The sequence below is a fragment of the Streptomyces sp. NPDC047081 genome (assembly GCF_040643775.1).
Classification (GTDB): domain Bacteria; phylum Actinomycetota; class Actinomycetes; order Streptomycetales; family Streptomycetaceae; genus Streptomyces.
This window is the reverse complement of sequence record NZ_JBEYUY010000017.1, coordinates 78988-97496: the sequence shown is the minus strand read 5'-3', so window position 1 is coordinate 97496 and position 18509 is coordinate 78988. Positions and strand designations below refer to the sequence as shown.

General features: G+C 71.4%; 13 protein-coding genes. 6 read left to right on the top strand and 7 right to left on the bottom strand.

The window, feature by feature from the left end:
* Positions 1 to 17: 17 nt before the first annotated feature.
* Together ABZ848_RS29435 and ABZ848_RS29430 are read right to left on the bottom strand one after the other, a co-directional pair.
* Positions 18 to 1445: a SpoIIE family protein phosphatase gene (locus ABZ848_RS29435; RefSeq protein WP_360836735.1), complete on the bottom strand. Its 1428-nt coding sequence runs from the start codon at positions 1443 to 1445 to the stop codon at positions 18 to 20.
* A gap of 264 nt (positions 1446 to 1709) precedes the next feature.
* Positions 1710 to 3248 (bottom strand): sigma factor, encoded by a 1539-nt coding sequence (locus tag ABZ848_RS29430; protein WP_360836733.1) that lies wholly within the window; start codon positions 3246 to 3248, stop codon positions 1710 to 1712.
* 188 nt (positions 3249 to 3436) lie between these two features.
* On the opposite strand from ABZ848_RS29430, the gene ABZ848_RS29425 reads away from it, so the two are divergent.
* On the top strand, positions 3437 to 3850 hold the full coding sequence (locus ABZ848_RS29425) for an SsgA family sporulation/cell division regulator (protein WP_360836731.1): 414 nt from the start codon (positions 3437 to 3439) through the stop codon (positions 3848 to 3850).
* A gap of 139 nt (positions 3851 to 3989) precedes the next feature.
* Positions 3990 to 6014, top strand: a complete 2025-nt coding sequence (locus ABZ848_RS29420; RefSeq protein ID WP_360836729.1) for a phosphocholine-specific phospholipase C — start codon at positions 3990 to 3992, stop codon at positions 6012 to 6014.
* A gap of 52 nt (positions 6015 to 6066) precedes the next feature.
* Here the strand turns inward: ABZ848_RS29420 and ABZ848_RS29415 are convergent, their stop codons facing one another.
* A complete protein-coding gene (locus ABZ848_RS29415) occupies positions 6067 to 7164 on the bottom strand; it encodes a chemotaxis protein (protein WP_360836727.1) in 1098 nt (365 codons plus the stop codon).
* Positions 7165 to 7251: 87 nt separating this feature from the next.
* Between ABZ848_RS29415 and ABZ848_RS29410 the strand changes: the two genes are divergently transcribed.
* Both ABZ848_RS29410 and ABZ848_RS29405 read left to right on the top strand, forming a co-directional pair.
* Positions 7252 to 8670 carry a basic amino acid/polyamine antiporter gene (locus ABZ848_RS29410; RefSeq protein WP_360836726.1) on the top strand — a complete coding sequence of 473 codons (1419 nt, stop codon included), beginning with the start codon at positions 7252 to 7254 and terminating at the stop codon, positions 8668 to 8670.
* Positions 8671 to 8697: 27 nt separating this feature from the next.
* Positions 8698 to 9954, top strand: a complete 1257-nt coding sequence (locus ABZ848_RS29405) for an arginine deiminase (protein ID WP_360836724.1) — start codon at positions 8698 to 8700, stop codon at positions 9952 to 9954.
* Here ABZ848_RS29405 and ABZ848_RS29400 read toward each other — a convergent pair.
* Positions 9951 to 10373, bottom strand: a complete 423-nt coding sequence (locus ABZ848_RS29400; protein WP_360836922.1) for a PaaI family thioesterase — start codon at positions 10371 to 10373, stop codon at positions 9951 to 9953. The genes ABZ848_RS29405 and ABZ848_RS29400 overlap by 4 nt on opposite strands.
* A 79-nt stretch (positions 10374 to 10452) precedes the next feature.
* On the opposite strand from ABZ848_RS29400, the gene ABZ848_RS29395 reads away from it, so the two are divergent.
* Positions 10453 to 10878 carry a MarR family transcriptional regulator gene (locus tag ABZ848_RS29395; protein ID WP_360836722.1) on the top strand — a complete coding sequence of 142 codons (426 nt, stop codon included), beginning with the start codon at positions 10453 to 10455 and terminating at the stop codon, positions 10876 to 10878.
* 38 nt (positions 10879 to 10916) lie between these two features.
* On the opposite strand, the gene ABZ848_RS29390 is transcribed toward ABZ848_RS29395, so the two are convergent.
* Positions 10917 to 12491: an alpha/beta hydrolase gene (locus ABZ848_RS29390; RefSeq protein WP_360836720.1), complete on the bottom strand. Its 1575-nt coding sequence runs from the start codon at positions 12489 to 12491 to the stop codon at positions 10917 to 10919.
* Positions 12492 to 12789: 298 nt separating this feature from the next.
* Here ABZ848_RS29390 and ABZ848_RS29385 point away from each other — a divergent pair, with 298 nt between their 5' ends.
* Positions 12790 to 13434, top strand: coding sequence for a chaplin (locus ABZ848_RS29385; protein WP_360836718.1), 645 nt, complete (start codon positions 12790 to 12792; stop codon positions 13432 to 13434).
* Positions 13435 to 13452: 18 nt separating this feature from the next.
* Here ABZ848_RS29385 and ABZ848_RS29380 read toward each other — a convergent pair whose 3' ends face one another.
* Both ABZ848_RS29380 and ABZ848_RS29375 read right to left on the bottom strand, forming a co-directional pair.
* Positions 13453 to 14181, bottom strand: coding sequence for a class I SAM-dependent methyltransferase (locus tag ABZ848_RS29380; RefSeq protein WP_360836716.1), 729 nt, complete (start codon positions 14179 to 14181; stop codon positions 13453 to 13455).
* A gap of 7 nt (positions 14182 to 14188) precedes the next feature.
* Positions 14189 to 18478 (bottom strand): aminotransferase class I/II-fold pyridoxal phosphate-dependent enzyme, encoded by a 4290-nt coding sequence (locus ABZ848_RS29375; protein WP_360836714.1) that lies wholly within the window; start codon positions 18476 to 18478, stop codon positions 14189 to 14191.
* Positions 18479 to 18509 lie beyond the last annotated feature (31 nt).

The window sequence follows — 18509 nt, the reverse complement described above, 5'->3', positions numbered from 1 at the left end:
CACCCGGGGTTGCTCGCTCACACCACCCTGGCGACGAGCACGCAGGCGTCGTCCTCGCGCTCGGCCTCGCCGAACTCCTCCACGACCGTCCGCACGCAGTCCTGTGCGGTCCGTGCCACGCCGAAGCGCGGGGCCAGGTCGAGGAGCCGGTTCGCCGCTTCCGTGCGGCCACGCCTGGGCACCAGCCCGTCCGTGTGCAGCAGGAGCAGGTCGCCCACCTCGAGGGTCTCGTGGACCTCCTCGTAGGTGGCGCCCGAGGTCGCGCCCAGCAGGACGCCGTCCGGTGCGTGCAGCCTGCGCCCCGTCCCGTCGCGGAACAGCAGCGGGGCGGGGTGTCCGGCCTGCGCCCAGGTCAGGGTGCGGGTCTCGGGCCGGTAGCGGCAGCAGACGGCGCTGCCGAGGGCCGGTTGCACGGTTGCGTCGAGTAACTGGTTGAGCAGCGACAGCAGTTGACCGGGCCGGGTGCCGGCCATCGCCATGCCGCGCAGGGCGCCGAGCAGCATCGCCATGCCGGAGGTGACGGCGACGCCGTGTCCGGTCAGGTCGCCGACGCTCAACAGGGTCTGTCCGTCGGAGAGTTCGAGGGCGTCATACCAGTCGCCGCCGATCAGCGCGCTCGTCGACGACGGAAGATAGTGGGCCGCGAGGTCCAGGGTCTCGGGGCCCTGGTGCGGGAGCCGCAGGGAGCCACGCCACGGCGGCAGCACGGCCTCCTGCAGCTCGACCGCGAGCCGGTGCTCGGTCTGCGCGCGGTGCTGGTGGCGCTGCAGCGAGTCACGGGTCTCGCTCACCGCCCTCTGGCTGCGGCGCAGTTCGCTGACGTCCCGCAGTACGGCCCACATCGAGGCGGTGCTGCCGTCGGCGTCGAGCACGGGCTCGCCCATCATGTGCACGGTCCGCACCTCGCCGTCCGGGCGCACGATGCGGAACTCGCCGTCGATGGGCTTGGCGTCGACGAGGCAGTCCGTGACCATCGTCGTCAGCTTCGTCCGGTCCTCGTCCAGTACCAGGGAGGGGAGTTCGTCGAGGGTGAGCGGGGGAGCGGCGGGGGCGCGGCCGAGTATCTGGTAGAGCTCGCCGGACCAACTCGCCTCGTCGGTAAGGAGGTTCCACTCCGCGCTGCCGACCCTGCTGAGCAGTGAGCCGCGCCGGGGCGTGGGGAGGGCGTTCTGAACGACCGGTGCCGCCTCGACGGTTTCCGGCGCGGGCGGCGGACCGTCCCGCAGCTGCGCCAAGTGGGCGTCCAGGTCGTTGAGTTGATGCAGCGCGAGGTCGCACAGCGCGCGCTGCCAGCGCTCCTGCGGGTCCGTACCGTCACCGTGCGCGTCCCGCCGTACGGCGTCCACGTCGCCCTTGAGCCGCCGCGTCTGCGATATCAGCGCGTCGACCGAGCCGCGCCCTGGCGGCTGGGCGGCTGGGTGATCCGCAGAGAGGTGGGACGGCATGACGCACTCCGATGCGGGGACGGTCGACCAAGGCGGACGGAGGGACCGTTACGACTGTTGCACAGCCCGCGACGCCCTGTAAGGGATTTGGCAACACACGATACGGTGGTGCTTCTGGCATATGCCAGCGTCTTCACGGAGTGGTTCGGCTGCGCGCGACGCCTACGCGACCTGGTGGGTCAAGTCGTAGGTGTTGTACGTGACTTGACGCATCGTAGCCGAGAATGAGCACCGGTTCAGCAGTGTGTTCGACGGGCGTCTGTTCTAGGGCAGTTGGCATACGAAGACCGGCCCGATCCAGCGCTGGCAGGCGGGGTCGGTGGGGGTGGTGGGTTCCACGGGTGTGGGCGTCGGCTGAACTGGCGTGGGTGTGACGGGGGTTGGGGAAACCGTCGGCGTAGGAGTGGGGGCAACGGGCGTCGGTGTCACCGGCGTCGGAGTCGGCGACATCGGGGTGGGCGATACGAGCGTCGGCGTGACGGACGTGGCCGGCGCCTCCGTCGTCGTCGGCACCGGTGAGGGCTCGGCCGTGGTGGCCGCCGGCGTCGCTGCCTGGGTCTCGGCTGCGGCGGTCGAAGACTGCGACTCCGTGCCCTCCGACTCCGTGCCCTCCGACTCCGTGCCCTGGGACTCCGGTTCCTGCGAAGCCGCGGCCGCACCCGTGTCGTCGGAAGGCGTCGGCTCGGCCGCGCCCCCGTCGCTTGGAGCCGCCTGCACAGCACCCCCGCCCTCGCTCGACGTGCGCCCCTCCGGCTGCCCCTGCTTCCCATCCCTCGCCCCCGACGACGGCGTCGCACCCCCCGGACTGGCCGCCGGCGTAGGCGCCACCGAACTCTCCACCGTCGCCGCCCGCTCCTGCGGCGCCGACGACGAACCGCCCGCCATCAGTACGATTCCGGCCGCGACCGCGGCCCCCGCCACCGTCGCTCCGATCGCCGTCATCGCCGCTGCCGGCACCTTGGAGCCGCCGGTCACGACATGACGTACCGCATGCCAGAGCCCGCCACCCCCGTGCCCGCCGCCCGACGCCGCACCGGCAGCGCCCGCCGCCGGCGGTATCAGGAACCTGCCCGCCCCGCCCACGACGAAGACCAGCAGCGCCGGTCCCGCCAGTGCCGGCAGGCGGTCGTTGGCGCGCATCAGCGCGGCGAGGCGGGCGCGGCAGTCGGGGCAGTCGTCGAGGTGGGTGAGGAGTTGCGCCGACTGCCGGGGTGTCGCGGCTTCGCGCACGTAGGCGGGTATCCGGTCCCAGTGCTCCTGGCAGGCGGGGTCGTCGGGCAGTCCCGGATGCGCGCGCAGGAAAGCCTGCCGCATCCCCTCCCGCGCCCGGTGCAGCAGTACCGCCGTCGCTCCCCGCTTCGTGCCGATGCTGCGCCCGATGTCGTCCAGCGGCCGCCCCTCCGCCTCCGCGAGCCACAGCGCCGTGACCCACCGCCGCGGCAGTTGCCCCAGCACCCGCACCAGAAGGTCGACGGAGGAGATTCGCTCGGCGGGATCGCCCTCCGCGACGCTCACCCCGAGCCGCTCGGTCGCCCACGGATCCTGTGGCGTCTCGCGCGCCGTACCGCCCACCGTGGCCGCCAGGTGACGCACGGTCGTCGTCAGATAGGCGGCGACGTTGTCGACCTCGTGCCCGGCGGACAGCCGCCGCCAGACCCGGAAGTGCGCCTCGGCGACCAGGTCCTCGGCGACCCAGGGATCGCCGGTGAGCGAGCGGGCGTAGGCGACCAGGCGCGGCTGCTCCGCCTCGTAGACACGCGTGTACGAGGCGATCGCGGACGCGGCGGCGGGACCGTCGGTCATGGCAGGAACTCTCCCGTCCCCTGCGGTGGGTTCGAACAAGTTCGTAACTCTAAATGACAAATGCCCCATTCGCGGGTGACGCAGGTCACACAAACTTGAAAGCGCTTCCGCGTAATGCGAACGGGGTCTGCGGGGTCGTAACAGCATCGGCAATCGCGCCGACGTCCGACCGAACGGGGAGAACGACCATGGACATCACGCTCGAGCAGCCCGCGCGGGGCCGCCTGATCACCGCCGACGAGCAGGAGCTGCCCGTCCCGGCCACCCTGCGCTACACCGCCGCGGACCCGCTGGCCGTGCACATCGACTTCCCGCCCGACGTCTCCCTCGACGGCACGGGCGTCACCTGGACCTTCGGCCGCGCCCTGCTCCAGGAGGGCCTGCGCGGTCCGGCCGGCGGCGGGGACGTGCACATATGGCCGTGCGGCCGGGCCCGTACGGTCCTGGAGTTCCACTCGCCCTACGGCCTGGCCCTGCTCCAGTTCGACACGGCCACCCTCCGCCGCTTCCTGCTGCGCACCTTCGCGGTCGTGGCGGCGGGCGAGGAGGAGCTGGGCGACGCCGTCGACCGCGGCCTGAGCGCCCTGTTCGGCAACGTCTGAGCGCAACGCGCCCCGCCGGAACCGGCTTTGACTTTTGTTCACCTCGGGGTCGTCCCGCGGGTATGGACCTTGACGATCACCCCGTGCAGCCTTGCGCGCGGTGTGCCGCTGGGGCACTCCTGTGACGAGGACGGGGCGAATGACACCGATCAGCCGAAGAGGCTTCGTGGGGCTCGGCGCCACCGTGGCGGCGGGCATGGCAGTGGGCGCCGGTACTCGTACGGCGGCCGCTGCCCAGAGCGCGGCGACCGGCACGATCTCCGACGTGAAGCACGTGGTGATCCTCATGCAGGAGAACCGCAGCTTCGACCACTACTTCGGGCGCCTCAAGGGCGTCCGGGGCTTCGACGACCGCAGCGGCATCACCCTCGGCGGCGGGTACCCGGTGTTCAACCAGCCGAACGGTTCGGGCCGGCAGTACCCGTGGAAGCTCAGCGCCACCCCGGCCGCGGGCGGCAAGGACGGCGAGACACTCGCCCAGTGCAACGGCGACCTGCCGCACTCCTGGTCCTCGCAGCACTCCGCGTGGAACAAGGGCCGCCTCGACAACTGGGTCTCCGGCGTGGGCAATGTGCGCTCCCTCGGCTACCTGGACCGCTCCGACATCCCCTTCCACTACGCGCTCGCCGACAACTACACGATCTGCGACGCCTACTTCTGCTCCACGCTCAGCGCGACCGGCCCCAACCGCACCTACCTGTGGAGCGGCAAGGTCGACTCCAGCAGCTACGACGGCGGCGACGAGTCCGGCCTGACCTGGCAGAACTACGCCGAGGCGCTGCAGAACGCCGGAGTGAGCTGGAAGGTCTACCAGAACGCGGCCGACAACTACGGCGACAACGGCTGCGCGTACTTCAAGAACTTCGCCAGTGCCAAGCCGGGCAACCCGCTCTACGACCGCGGCATGTCCTCCGTCCCCAAGGCGACCGGTTCGACCCCCGACGACATCGCCGCCGCCATCAAGGCCGACGTCCTGGCCGGGACCCTCCCGCAGGTCTCCTGGATCGTCCCCAACCAGGCCTTCTCCGAGCACCCCTACGCCCCGCCCGGCGACGGCGCCCACTTCGTCAGTCTCGTCTACCAGGCCCTGGCCGCCGACCCGGACGTCTTCGACTCCACCGTCCTGTTCCTCAACTACGACGAGAACGACGGCTACTTCGACCACGTCCCGCCCCCGGCCCCGCCCGCCGGCACAGCGGGGGAGTTCCTGAACGGAGTCCCGTACGGCTTCGGCTTCCGCGTGCCGATGATCGTCATCTCGCCCTGGACGCGCGGCGGTTGGGTCTCCTCGGAGGTCTTCGAGCACACCTCGGTCCTGCGCTTCCTGGAGACGTGGACCGCGGCGCTCGGCACCCCCGCCAACTGCCCCAACATCAGCACCTGGCGCCGCAAGGTCAGCGGCGACCTCACCGGCGTCTTCGACTTCGCCAACCCCGTCTACGGCGCGGTGTCGCTGCCCGCGACGAGCGTCATCGGTTACGCCACCTGCGGGCCGCTGCCCAACCCGGTCCCCACGAACAACGCCCTGCCCGCCCAGGAGCCAGGCACCCGGCCGGCGCGCTCGCTGCCGTACCAGCCCAACGGCTATCTGGACCGGCTGGAGTTCGGCACCTCCGGCAAGATCCTCGCCTGGTTCGCCATGGCCAACCAGGGCGGTGCCGCCCAGCGCGCCGCGCACTTCTCCATCCACCCGAACGCCTACCGCGACACCACGCCGTGGCAGTACACGGTCGACCCGGGCGACACCGCCTCCGACTACTTCAACATCGGCTCCGGGTACGGCGACGGCAAGTACGACCTCACCATGGTCGGCCCCAACCGCTTCCTGCGCCGCTTCCAGGGCGACGCCACCAAGGCGGGCAAGTCGGTGGAGGTGAGCACCCGTTACGCCGTCGAGCCGGGGACGGGCAAGCTCGCGATCTACTTGACAATGACCAACTCGGGCTCGGCGTCGGCGAAGTTCACCATCACCTCCAACCACTACCGCGGCGACGGACCGTGGACGTACACCGTCGCCGCGGGCGGTTCGACGGAGGACTTCTTCAACGCGGTGACGTACCAGAGCGGTTGGTACGACGTCACCGTCACCGTCGACTCCGACACCACCTGGTCCCGCCGCTTCACCGGGCACCTGGAGACGGGCACGGCGAGCGTCAGCGGCTGACCTCGGCAGGTGATCGGACCGCGGCGACCGCTCGGGGCCGCCGCGGCCCGGTTCAGTACCTCAGCACGCCGGCGATCCCGCTCGCGTCGCCGAGCGTGCCGTCCGGTACGAAGTGGACGTCCGCGCCCGTCTCCAGGCACTGCTCGACGATCTCGTCCACGATGTCCTCGCGGGAGTCGAGGTCGCCGCTCTCGGCCGGGATCAGATGGCCGTCGAGGACGTCGCGCACCGTGACGCGGTAGTTCTCCTCGACCGCGAGCAGCCGGACCCGGCCCTCGCGGGCGCTCTGCCAGACCTCGTCGACACCGGCCGCGAAGGCCTTGCGGCCCCGGGCCGATTCGAGCTCCCGGGCGACGGTGTCGGTGCTTCTGCGGGCCTCGGCCGCGACCATGGGACGTACCGCATGCCACACCGCTTCCGGTGTGCCGTGCGACAGGCCGCCGTGCGGTACGTGCACGGCCTCCTTGGTGACGCCGCCGACCTCGTCGAGGAGGGACAGCGCCGCCTGCTCACCGGTGATGTACAGCGGCCGCGGCTGTTCGCGCAGCACCATGCCCATCGCGGCGTCGGCGTCCCGCAGGAAGTGCCGGGTGCCCTCGTCGCGGAAGGTGCTCGGCATGTCGCCGATGCGTTCCTGCCGTTCGGCGTCGAAGTTGTCGAGGGTCCTCGTCAGCGGGAAGCCGCCGGAGTGGTCCTCGACGACCCGGTCGATGCCGCCGCTCCACAGGGTGACGCGGTCCGGGGAGACCGAGAGCACCCAGAACGGCCGCTCGGAGGCCTGCGCGGAGACGAGATTGCGGGTCAGGAAGGTGTCGGAGAGCACCACGCGCTCCGGCACACTGCGGGCGAGCGACCACACCTGGTGCTCACCCGGAGCGGCGAAGATCACCAGACCGTCCTCGGCATGCGCCAGATCCACCTCCGCGAGCGCCTGGTCGAGCTGACGGACGACGTCGGAGCGCCGCTCGCGGGTGACCGCGGGATCGGACTCCAGTTGCTTCTTGGCCTCGGCCACCACATTGCGCAGCCGGACCGGATCCTGGGCGTTTTCGGGCTCTCGGCGGTGCGTCGGCGTCAGTACGGACACGGCCGGATAGGGCCGCGGGCGCCGGAGCTCGGACAGGGTTGAGGGACTCAGGTCGTGCTCCATAACAAGCACCATAGGACTGATTTCCCGATCAGGCATTCGGGGCAATCTCGCCAGGAAATCGGTACAAAACGTTGTTAATGTCGCCGGGTGACGCAGGTCGAGAAGGAAACCCGGGCGCCCGAGGCAGCCAAGCTCTCCCTGCCGACGCTCACCACCATGGTGGTCGGCTCGATGGTCGGAGCGGGCGTCTTCTCCCTGCCGCGCCGGTTCGCCGAGGAGACGGGCGTGGCAGGCGCGCTCATCGCCTGGGCCGTCGCCGGCACCGGCATGCTGATGCTGGCCTTCGTCTTCCAGACCCTCGCGGTGCGCAGACCCGACCTCGACGCCGGTGTGTACGCCTACGCCAAGGCCGGTTTCGGCGAATACCTCGGCTTCTTCGCGGCGTTCGGCTACTGGGCCAGCGCCTGCGTCGGCAACGTGACGTACTGGGTGCTCATCATGTCGACGATCGGCGCGATCGCACCCGCGCTCGGCGACGGCGACACCGTGCTCGCGGTGGTGCTCTCCTCGGTGGGCCTGTGGCTGTTCTTCGCGCTCATCAGCCGCGGCGTCAAGGAGGCCGCGACGATCAACCGGATCGTCACGGTCGCCAAGGTCGTACCGATCCTGGTCTTCGTCGTCCTCGCGCTCTTCTACCTCAAACCCCAGGTCTTCGCCGAGAACTTCGGCGGCGCCGACTACGCGGGCTCCCTGTTCAGTCAGGTCAGGGGAACGATGCTGGCCACGGTCTTCGTCTTCCTGGGCGTCGAGGGCGCCAGCGTCTACTCCCGGCACGCCCGACGCCGCGAGGACGTCGGACGCGCCACCGTCCTCGGCTTCCTCAGCGTCTTCGCGGTCTTCGCCTCGGTGACGATCGTGTCGTACGGCCTGATGCCGATGGCCGAGATCGCCAAGCTGCGCCAGCCGTCCATGGCCGGCGTCCTGGAACACGCGGTCGGCACCTGGGGCAAGGTCTTCGTCAGCGTCGGCCTGATCGTGTCCGTGCTCGGCGCCTACCTCGCCTGGACGCTGATGGCCGCCGAAGTGCTGTTCGTCGCCGCCAAGGACGACGACATGCCGCGCTTCCTGAAGCGCTCCACGGCCGCCGACGTACCCCTGCCCGCGCTGGTGATGTCGACCCTGCTCAGCCAGATCGTCCTCGTCGTGACGATGTTCTCGGACGACGCCTTCAACTTCGCCCTGGACCTCACCAGCGCGCTGACCCTGATCCCCTTCTTCCTGGCGGCCGCGTTCGCCGCGCGCATCGCCCTGCGTGGCCGGCGCGGGGAACTGGCCGTCGCCGTCGTCGCCACCGTCTACACCGCGTTCCTCATCTACGCGGCCGGCCTCAAGTTCGTCCTCGTCTCCTTCATCGTCTACGCCCCCGCCACCGTCCTGTTCGTGATGGCCCGCCGGGAACAGGGCAGACGGCCGTTCTCACCGCGTGAACTCGTCATCCTGGCCGTCTCGGTGGCCGGCGCCGTGCTGGGGATCGTCGCCCTGGCGCTGGGCTGGATCAGCCTCTGACCGCCTCGGCCTCGGGAAAGGTGCACCGTGACCAGTCAAGACCCCCGTCCCGCGTACGGCGTCCACTCCGAGGTCGGCAGGCTGCGCAAGGTGCTGGTCTGCGCGCCCGGGCTCGCCCACCGCAGGCTCACCCCGACCAACTCCGACGACCTGCTCTTCGACGACGTCATGTGGGTGGAGAACGCCCAGCGCGACCACGCCGACTTCGTCAACAAGCTGCGCGAACGCGACGTCGAGGTGGTCGAGTTGCACGACCTGCTCGCCCGGACGCTGACCGTGCCGGGCGCCCGGGACTGGCTCCTGGACCGGAAGATCGTGGCCAACGAGGTCGGCATCGGCCTCATCGACTCCACCCGCGCCTACCTGGAGTCGCTGGAGCCCGAGCGGCTCGCCAAGTACCTGATCGGCGGCCTGGCCACCGGTGACCTGCCCGAGGAGTACCGCACCGGGTACCTCGCGCTGGCCCGCGAGTCGACGGGGGTGCGCGAGTACCTGATGCCGCCGCTGCCCAACACCCTCTACACCCGCGACACGACCTGCTGGCTCTACGGCGGCGTCACCCTCAACCCGCTGTACTGGCCCGCCCGGCACGACGAGACCCTCCTGATGAAGGCGATCTACAGCTTCCACCCCGACTACACCGGCTCCACCGTGTGGTGGGGGGATCCCGAACTCGACTGGGGGCAGGCGACGTTCGAGGGCGGCGACATCATGCCCGTCGGGAACGGCGTCGTCCTGATGGGCATGAGCGAGCGCACCTCACGGCAGGCCATCACCCAGGTCGCCAAGGCGCTCTTCGAGGGCGGTGCCGCCGAGCACGTCGTGGTCGCCGGCATGCCCAAGCTGCGGTCCGCGATGCACCTCGACACCGTGTTCACCTTCGCCGACCGCGACCTGGTCACGCTCTACCCGACCATCATGGACGGCGTCCACACCTTCTCCCTGCGGCCGAGCGACAAGGCGCCGGGCCTCGAAATCACCGACGAGGGCTCCACCCCGTTCGTCGACGTGGTCGCCAAGGCGCTCGGCCTGCCGGAGCTGCGGGTCGTGGAGACCGGCGGGGACGTGTACGCCTCCGAGCGCCAGCAGTGGGACAGCGGCAACAACGCGGTCGCCCTGGAACCCGGGGTGGTCTTCACCTACGACCGCAACACCCAGACCAACACCCTGCTGCGCAAGGCCGGCATCGAGGTCGTCACCATCACCGGCGCCGAACTGGGCCGGGGACGCGGCGGCGGACACTGCATGACCTGCCCGATCGTGCGCGACCCCGTCGAGTTCTAGCCCTTCCCGCCCACCGGCTCGATCACCGCGATGTTCCCCTGCGCGACGGCACACAGGGTCTCCGTACCCTCGCCGTCGACCGTGACCACGTCACAGCGGCTCACCACCCGCGTGCGGCCCGCCCGCACCACCTGGCCGTGCGCGCGCAGCAGCCGGCCCGTGGCCGGGCGCAGGTAGTCGATGGTGAAACCGGACGTGATCAGACCCGGCCCCACGACGGTGCCCGCGGCCAGCGTCAGCGTGTTGTCGGCCGCGTACGAGAGCACCCCGCCGTGCACGAAGCCGTACTGCTGGAGCAGCTCCTCGCGGACGTCCAGTTCGAGGGTGGCCGTACCCCGCCCGAACGCCGTGATCCGGGCGCCCAGCAGCCTGCTGAAAGGCTGCTCCGCCAGGACCTTCCGGGCGAGCTCCAGATCCATCGTCCCGCTCACGCCCCCACCTCACTTCACTGGTGAAGTGAGGGTGGCGCGGTGAGGTGTCCTCTGTCAAGATCGGCCCATGTCCGAGCCCGACCAGCGCCTCTACTTCCTGTTGCAGCGGGCGGCACACCGGCTGCGTACGACCCAGGACCGCCGCTGCCTGGTCGCCGCCGGCGTCACCACCGCGCAGCTCGGCGCGCTGTTCGCCGTCAAGGACCGGCCGGGCACCACCCAGCAGGAACTGGCCCGCACCCTCGGGCTGCGGGAGTCCGCGGTCACCGCACTCGTCGCCCGGCTCACCGCCGCACGGCTGCTCACGAAGGAGCCGCACCCGCTGCAACACCGGGCCGTGGTGCTGGAGTTGACGGACGCCGGCGCCGCGGCGCTGCGGGCCGCGCAGCCGGAGATCGACCGCTTCAACGCCGAACTGCGGACCCTGCTCGGCGACGAGGGCTTCGTACGGACGGCGGGCGCCCTGCACCGCCTCGCCCACTGGGAGCCGTGAACTCGCTGGGACCTGTGAGCTCGCTGGGAGCCGTGCGCTCACTCCTCGTCCGGCCCGCACGAACTGCCCGTCGGCGGCAGCGAGCCGTACAGCAGGAAGTCGTCGACCTTGCCGTGCACGCACTTCGAGGAGGCGTAACCGGTGTGGCCCTCGCCCTTGTTGTCGAGGACCACGGCCGAGGAGCCGAGCCGCTTCGCGGTCTCCACCGTCCAGCGGTACGGCGTCGCCGGGTCGCCGCGGGTGCCGACCAGGAGCATCCTCGCGGAGTGGACGTCCCGCACCTTGTCGCGGATGAAGTCGGTGCCCTTCGGGCGGCCGTAGCACATCAGCACCTCGGTGAGCCGGTAGCGGCCGAAGACGGGGGAGGCCTGCTCGTACTCGGCGCGCAGTCTGCCGAGTTCCTTGGTGATCCGGTCGGCGGAGGGGCGGTCGGGGTCGTCCGCGCAGTTGATGGCCATCAGCGCGGCGGGGAGGTTGTCGAGCGGGACGTCGTTCGCGTCGACCAGACCGCCGCCGTCGGCCTTCCCGCGGCCGGCCGCTGACATCCCGCCGGTGGCGAAGCCCATGATCCCGCGGGTGTCGCCGTCCTCGACGAGCTGGGCGAGGGCGCGCTCCAGCGAAGGCCACAAGTCCTGGCTGTAGAGGGCCTGTCCGATGGCGCCCACCAGGTCCTGCCCGGTGAACTGCTGTCCGAAGTCGGTCGGTACGGGGTCCTCGTCGAGCGAGCGGACGAGCTGCACGACCTGGTCCCGGCCGTCCCGCGCGTCCTGGCCGAACGGGCAGGCGATGTCCTTGGCACACCAGTCGACGAAGTCGTCCAGCGCCGTCTGCTGCCCCTCGGCACCGGCGATGCCCTGCTCGGACATCGGCTCGGTCAGGGTGTCCACCCCGTCGAGCACCAACCGGCCCACCTTCTTGGGGAATTGGGCGGCGTACACCGCGCCGAGCCGCGTCCCGTAGGAGAAGCCGAGGTAGTTGAGCTTCTTGTCGCCGAGGGCCTGGCGCATCACGTCCATGTCGCGCGAGGCGTTCACCGTGCCGATGTACGGCAGGACCGGCCCCGAGTGCTTGGCGCACTGGTCGGCCGCCTGCTTCAACTGCCGCAGCACGGCCTGCGGATCGCTCACGTCGATGTCCTCGTCGGTCGCCGCCGAGGCCTCGTCGGAGCCGTCGCCGCAGCTGACGGGCGAGGACCGGCCGACGCCGCGCGGATCGAAGGTCACCACGTCGTAGCCGTTGGTCAGGCCCATGAAGTCCTTGCCCCCGGCGGCGAGTTCGGGCACTCCGGCGCCGCCGGGCCCGCCGAAGTTCAGCAGCACCGAGCCGCGCTTCCTGCCGGTGGCGCGATAGCGGGCGAGGGCCAGGTCGAGCGTTCCCTTCCGCGGCCTGGCGTAGTCGAGGGGCACCGTGACCTTGCCGCACTGCAGGTCCTCGGGCATGCCGTCGCCCTTGCACTTCGACCACGCGACCTTCTGCTGGTAGAAGCGCGACAGGTCGGGTCCGGTGCCGTCCGAGGCCACCGCCGGCAGCCCCGCCGCCAGCAGCGCCAGGGCGGCGGCTCCGGTCACCGCGCAGCGCCGGACGGCGGACCGCGTTGACAGCTTGGCCAGCATCGATGCCTCCAGGGACGCCCGCCGCGGACCGGGTGGAACGGCGTCCTCGATCACGATAGGCGGACCCCGCGGGCCTCGCCTCCGGGCGAGCGGGACCGCGCGAGGTGCCCTACCCTGTGCGGCCCTCCGGGTGAACAGTGCGGTTTGCCGCTAGTTCGATAACCGTGCCGCTCGATGGGGTGAAAGGCCGATAAGCCATAACTCGGATGGTTCGCCCGCGTTTTAAGCGGTGCGGGCGCATGCCCGCCTCCCCGGTGCGGGCAGCCGCCCGCGACCATGTCTGGAAGGCAGGGAACCTATGCGAAGGGTTACCCGGAACGGTGTGATCGCCGTCGCCGCGGCCTCGGGCGCGATGGCCCTGACGGCGCCGGCCCAGGCCGACTCCTCGGCGGACGGCACGACGGCCGGATCGCCCGGTCTGATCTCCGGCAACACCGTCCAGCTCCCGGTCCATGTGCCGGTGAACGCGTGCGGGAACACCGTGAACGTGGTGGGGCTCCTCAACCCCGCCGCGGGCAACGGCTGCGTCAATGAGGGCGGCCACGGGGCGCCCGCCTCGCACGGCGGCGAGGGGTCCGGCAGCGAGGCGCACGGCAGCGGAAAGGATTCTCCCGGTGTGCTCTCCGGCAACGGCATCCAGCTCCCGGTCCACCTCCCGGTGAACGTCAGCGGCAACACGGTGAGCGTCGTCGGCGCGGGCAACGCCTCGGACGGCAACGAGTCCGTGAACACGCCCGGTGACCACCCCACCGGGCAGACGCCGAAACCGCCCAGGTCCCAGCCGCGCCCGGGCCCCGAGGCGCCATCCGTCCCGCCGCGGCCCGTGGCCTCCCTGGCCCACACCGGCACCGACGAGGCACTGCCCGCCGCGGTCGCCGGTGCCGCGCTGGTGCTGGGCGGATTCGCGCTGCGGCGGCGTTTCCGCGCCCCGGCGGCACGCTGACGGCACGTACCGAAAGGGCTAGCGCGCTGTCGCCGTCAGCAGCACCATCCCGGAGTCGCCGTAGTCCGGCAGGGTCGGGTCGCTGTCGATGCGGGTGACGTTCAGGTCATGGGTCAGTGGCGCGAAAACCTCGGTGACCGTCCGCGGGTTCACCGGGCAGCCGGGCCAGCGGGAGGCCGGGCCGATGCGGTAGGTGGGCATGTTCTCCATGAACGCGGCCACCAGCCATCCGCCCGGCACCACGCACCGCACGAATGTCCGGCAGAAGTCCGCGAACTCCGCGAAGTCCTCGGTGGCGCCCTCGGCGACGAAGTGCATCGACGCCAACTCATAGCCGCCGGGGGCGAGTTCGCGGACGTCGGCGTGCACGACCTGGACGTGCGCGAGCGCCCCGGCGAGCGTGGCCGGCACCTCGGGGTTGAGGCGTCGGCACAGCGCGTGGAACGGCAGCCAGCTGGACTCCGGCCCGCACACGAGCTGCCGTTCCAGATAGGCGACGTTGCCGGCGCCCGCGTCGACGGCGTCGATCCGGCGGCTCACCGCGGCCGCGAGGATGAGCGGATACAGGTTGGGGCCCGCGCCGAACTCGACGGAACGGGAGACGGAGCCCGGTGCGAGGCGGCGGTAGAACGCCGAGTGGTGGGCGATCACGGCGGCGTCGGACGGGTGCAGGTCCCGGTAGTTCTCCGCCAGGTAGTCCACGATCGGCCAGCGGTCCCAGTCCACGTCGTCGTTGTGCGTCGTCATGGCCGGCTCAGCCCTTCGGCTTCAGCGGGAACCGCGCGGCCACCCGGGTCAGCGTGCTGTTCAGCCGGTCGATGTCCTCGTCGGAGTTGAGCGCCGTGATCTGCACCCGGAAACCGACCCGGTCGCGCGGTACGAGGGGATAGGCGGCCAGCGTCACGTAGATCCCCTCCTCCCACAGGAACGCGGCGACCGCGTCCAGGTCCTCCGGATCGGCGAGGGGGATCTCGATGATCGGCAGCCGGTCCCGGTTGAGCGTGCCGACGTCCAGCCCGTCGAGATGGTCGAGCACCGCGACCGTCCTGCGGTACAGGGCGGCACGCAGGGTGTCGCCGCGCCGTTCGTTGACGTCGAGACCGGCCAGCGTGGTGGCGAGGGACGCGGTGGGGGACGGGCCCGAGTACAGATACGGTCCCGCGGCCGTCTTCAGCCGGTCCTTCAGCCCGGTGGGCAGCGCGAGGAAGGCGAGCAGGGAGGAGTACGCCTTGGAGAAACCGGCGGCGAGCACGATCCCGTCGTACGACTCGCCGGTGTGCCGCACCACGCCGTTGCCGCGCGATCCGTACGGGCAGGGCTCCCGCGGGCCGCGCTCGCCGATCACGCCGAAGCCGTGGGCGTCGTCGACGTACAGCGTCGCGCCCGAGGCGCGGCAGACCGAGGCCAGGGCGGGGAGGTCCGGGATGTTGCCGCTCATGCTGTTGACGCCGTCCAGGCACACCAGCCGGGGCAGGCCCGCGGGCACCGAGGCGAGCAGGGCCGCCAGTTCGTCGGGCCGTTCGGCCTGGAAGCGGTGCAGGGTGGCGCCCTGGCCGCGGGCCACCACGCAGCCGTCGTACACCGTGCGGTGCGCGGTCGCCTCGACGAAGACATGGCCGCCCTCGGCGAGGACCGGGATCACCGAGGAGTGGATCAGGGTGAGCGTCGGCAGCAGCAGCGTGTCCGGCGCGCCCAGCAGCGCGGCGAGCCGGGCCTCGATCTCCGGGTACAGGCGCGGGCTGCCCAGCAGCCGGGACCAGCTGGGGTGGGTGCCCCAGCGCCGTACCGCCGGATCCACGGCCGCGACGATCTCCGGGTCCCAGTCGAAGCCGAGGTAGTTGCAGGACGCGAAGTCGATCAGCCAGTGGCCGCGGCTGCGGATCCGGCGGCCGCGCACCTCGTCCATGACCGCGTCGCTCATCGGGCTGGTGCGCCGCAGATGCTCCAGGTCGGCGCGGAGTGCGGCCTGCCGCTCGCGCAGCCCGGGCCGCCCGTCGGGGGAGCGGGCCGGCGTCGCGTCGGCCTCCCGGCACGGGAGTCCTTCGCGCTGCCGCAGTACCCGTTCGCTCTGCTCCACCGTCATCGGCTTGGCGAACAGGAAGCCCTGCCCGAACCGGCAGCCCATGCTCGCCAGCAGATCCCGCTGCGCCGTGTCCTCGATCCCCTCGGCGATCACCTGCAGCCCCAGCGTGTCGGCGATCCGCACGATGCCCTCGACCAGCGCGACCTGCTGGGTGTCCCGGGTGATGTCGTCGATGAACGTCTTGTCGATCTTCAGTACGTCGATCGGGAAGTCGCGCAGATAGCGCAGCGAGGAGAAGCCGGTCCCGAAGTCGTCGACCGCGATGTGCACGCCCAGCTCCTTCAGGGCCCGCAGCACCGCCTGGATCTGGGCGTCCCGGCGCAGCAGCACCGTCTCGGTGAGCTCCAGCTGCAGGGAACCGGGCGCGAGACCCGGCGTGCGCAGCGCGGAGCCGACCTGGTCGACGAACCCGGTGTCGCGGAACTGCCGCGCCGACACGTTCACGCTCACGTACGGCGGCGCGCCCGGCCCGGGCAGCCTCTGCAGCCCGGCGATGTCGCTCACGGCGTTCTCCAGCACCCAGGCCCCGAGCGGCGCGATGTGTCCGGTCTCCTCGGCGAGCGAGATGAACTGCTCCGGCATGATCGGCTGGTGCGGCGCCCGCGGCCAGCGCACCAGCGCCTCGAAGCCGACGACCTCGCCGACCGTGATGTCGACGACCGGCTGGTAGCGCAGCGCGAACTCCTTGTCGGCGACGGCCTGGGCGAGCCGGCTCTGCAGGTCGTGCCGCTCGACCATACGGGTGTGCAGCAGCGGCTGGAAGCGGCGCCACTGCCGCTTGCCGGCCGCCTTCGCCGCGTACAGCGCGAGGTCGGCGTGGCTGAGTAGCTCCTCCGCGTCCATACTGTCGTGGGCGGTGGCCACGCCCACGCTGGCGGACACGGTCACCGACTCGTCCGCGAGGTCGAACGGCCTGGTCAGCGTCTGGATCACCTGGGCCGCGAGCAGCTCGGCGTCCAGCGGCTCGCGGGCGTCCTCCATGAGTACGGCGAACTCGTCGCCGCCGAGCCGGGCCGCGGTGTCGGTGCGCCGCAGGGTCTTGGAGAGCCGGTTGCCTACGGAGATCAGGAGGTGGTCGCCGGCCGAGTGTCCGAGGGTGTCGTTGACCTCCTTGAAGTCGTCCAGGTCGATGAAGAGCAGACAGGTCAGCGAGGACTCGCGGCGGCCGCGCAGCAGGGCCCGTTCAAGCCGCTCCAGGAGCAGGGTCCGGTTGGGCAGGCCGGTCAGCGAGTCGTGGAAGGCGCGCTGGGTCAGCTCGTGCGCCAGCCGCCGCTGCTCGGTCACGTCGCGCAGGGTGACGACCAGTCCGGCCACGGTCCGCTCGTCCCGGAAGTCGCTGCACCGCACCTCCACCTCGACGCGGCCGGCCCGGTGCCGTATCCACCAGTGGTCGTGGGTGGCCCGCGGCCCGGTGTCGCGCACGGCGGTCAGCTCCCGCGCCGCACGGCTGCGGTCCCGCGGGTCGACGAGGTCCGGCAGTGCGGCGCCGACCAGTTCGGCGGTGCCGAAGACGGCCGCCGCCGACGGGCTGGCGTACCGGATGGTGTCGTCGTCCTCCAGGATGAGGATCACGTCCGAGGCGTTGCGCACCAGGGTGCGGAAGTACGCCTCGCTCTCCCGCACGATGATCTCCTGGCGCAGGGCGATCCGCTCCATGGCCAGGCCCGCGTGCGAGGCCAGGATCTCCATGGAACGCCGGGTCTCGGTGAGCGGTCCGGGTGGTGCGGCGACCAGGAGCACGCCGGGGACCTCGCCGGAGGGGCGGTCGGGCGGGGTCATCAGGCACACCAGGACGGTCTCCGGCGCGTCCGGCTCGGCGGGTATGTCGGCGCCCAGGTCGCGGGCGTTCACCAGCTGCCCGTGGTGGGGCGCCAGGTCCACGGCCCGCTCGGCGGGCAGCAGCAGCGTGCGATGGTCGACGACGGGCCCCAGCAGCCGGTCGACGGCCGCCTCGCAGGACCTCGCGACCTCCTGCTGGCGGACGGCGGAGACCAGCGAGGCGGCCGCCCGGCGCAGCGCCAGTTCCCGCGTCACCGCCTTGCGGTGGGCCACGACCATGCCCGACAGGCGCAGGATGACCAGCAGGAAGAGCAGGCCGGAGAACGCGGCGATCACGGCCGCGTCATGGGCGGAGCGGGTCAGCCCCTCGTAGAGCAGGATGCCCGGCGCGATCAGTGTGGCGACGGCCAGCATCAGCAGCCGGCGCGGGCGCGGCAGCAGGGACTCACGCTGCGAACCGGCGGCGGTCAGCTCGACCATCGCCGGGTGCAGGGCCGCCTGCCCCCAGGCCGTGTAGAAGACGATCCACCCGGCGTCGAGCACCGTGCCCGCCTGCCACATCGAGTTCAGCTGCAGGATCCCGTACAAGATGTCGAAGCCGAGCAGCGTGAGCGTGCCGACGACCAGGAGCTGCACCGACCGGTTGTGGGCGTCGGTGGGGCTCGGGGTGAGCAGCCGGGCGAGCAGGGCCAGCACGAGCACGTCGCCCAGCGGATAGGCGATGCTGATGGCCCGCTGCTGCCAGGTGAGCCCCTCGACCTGCGTCAGCGGCTGCACCAGATACACCCACACGGGCAACGCCAGCCCCGCCGTGAAGATCAGCGCGTCCAGCAGACTCGGCAGGTCGTGGCCGGTCCAGCGGTAGCGGACCAGACCGGACAGCCCCACGGCGAAGAGCACGTAGTTGGCGAGGTAGAGGGCGTCCGAGGGGGAGGGGAACGGGTTGGAGGCGTGGAAGTACTCCTCCACCACGTTGTAGTACGTGTCACCCGCGACGAACGTGACCAGGCCCGCGGCCAGCACCCACCAGGGCCAGCTGTGCGCGGGCCGGTTCACCCGGCAGCCGGCCACCACTGCCGCGGCACCGGACAGCCCGATGACCGCCCACACGGGGGCGCGCGCACCGGGAACCGTCAGATAGACGACCGTGGCGACGGCGACCAGCGCGCCGTGAGCGGCCATCAGCCGATGTGCCGGCAACAAGGGCAACCGC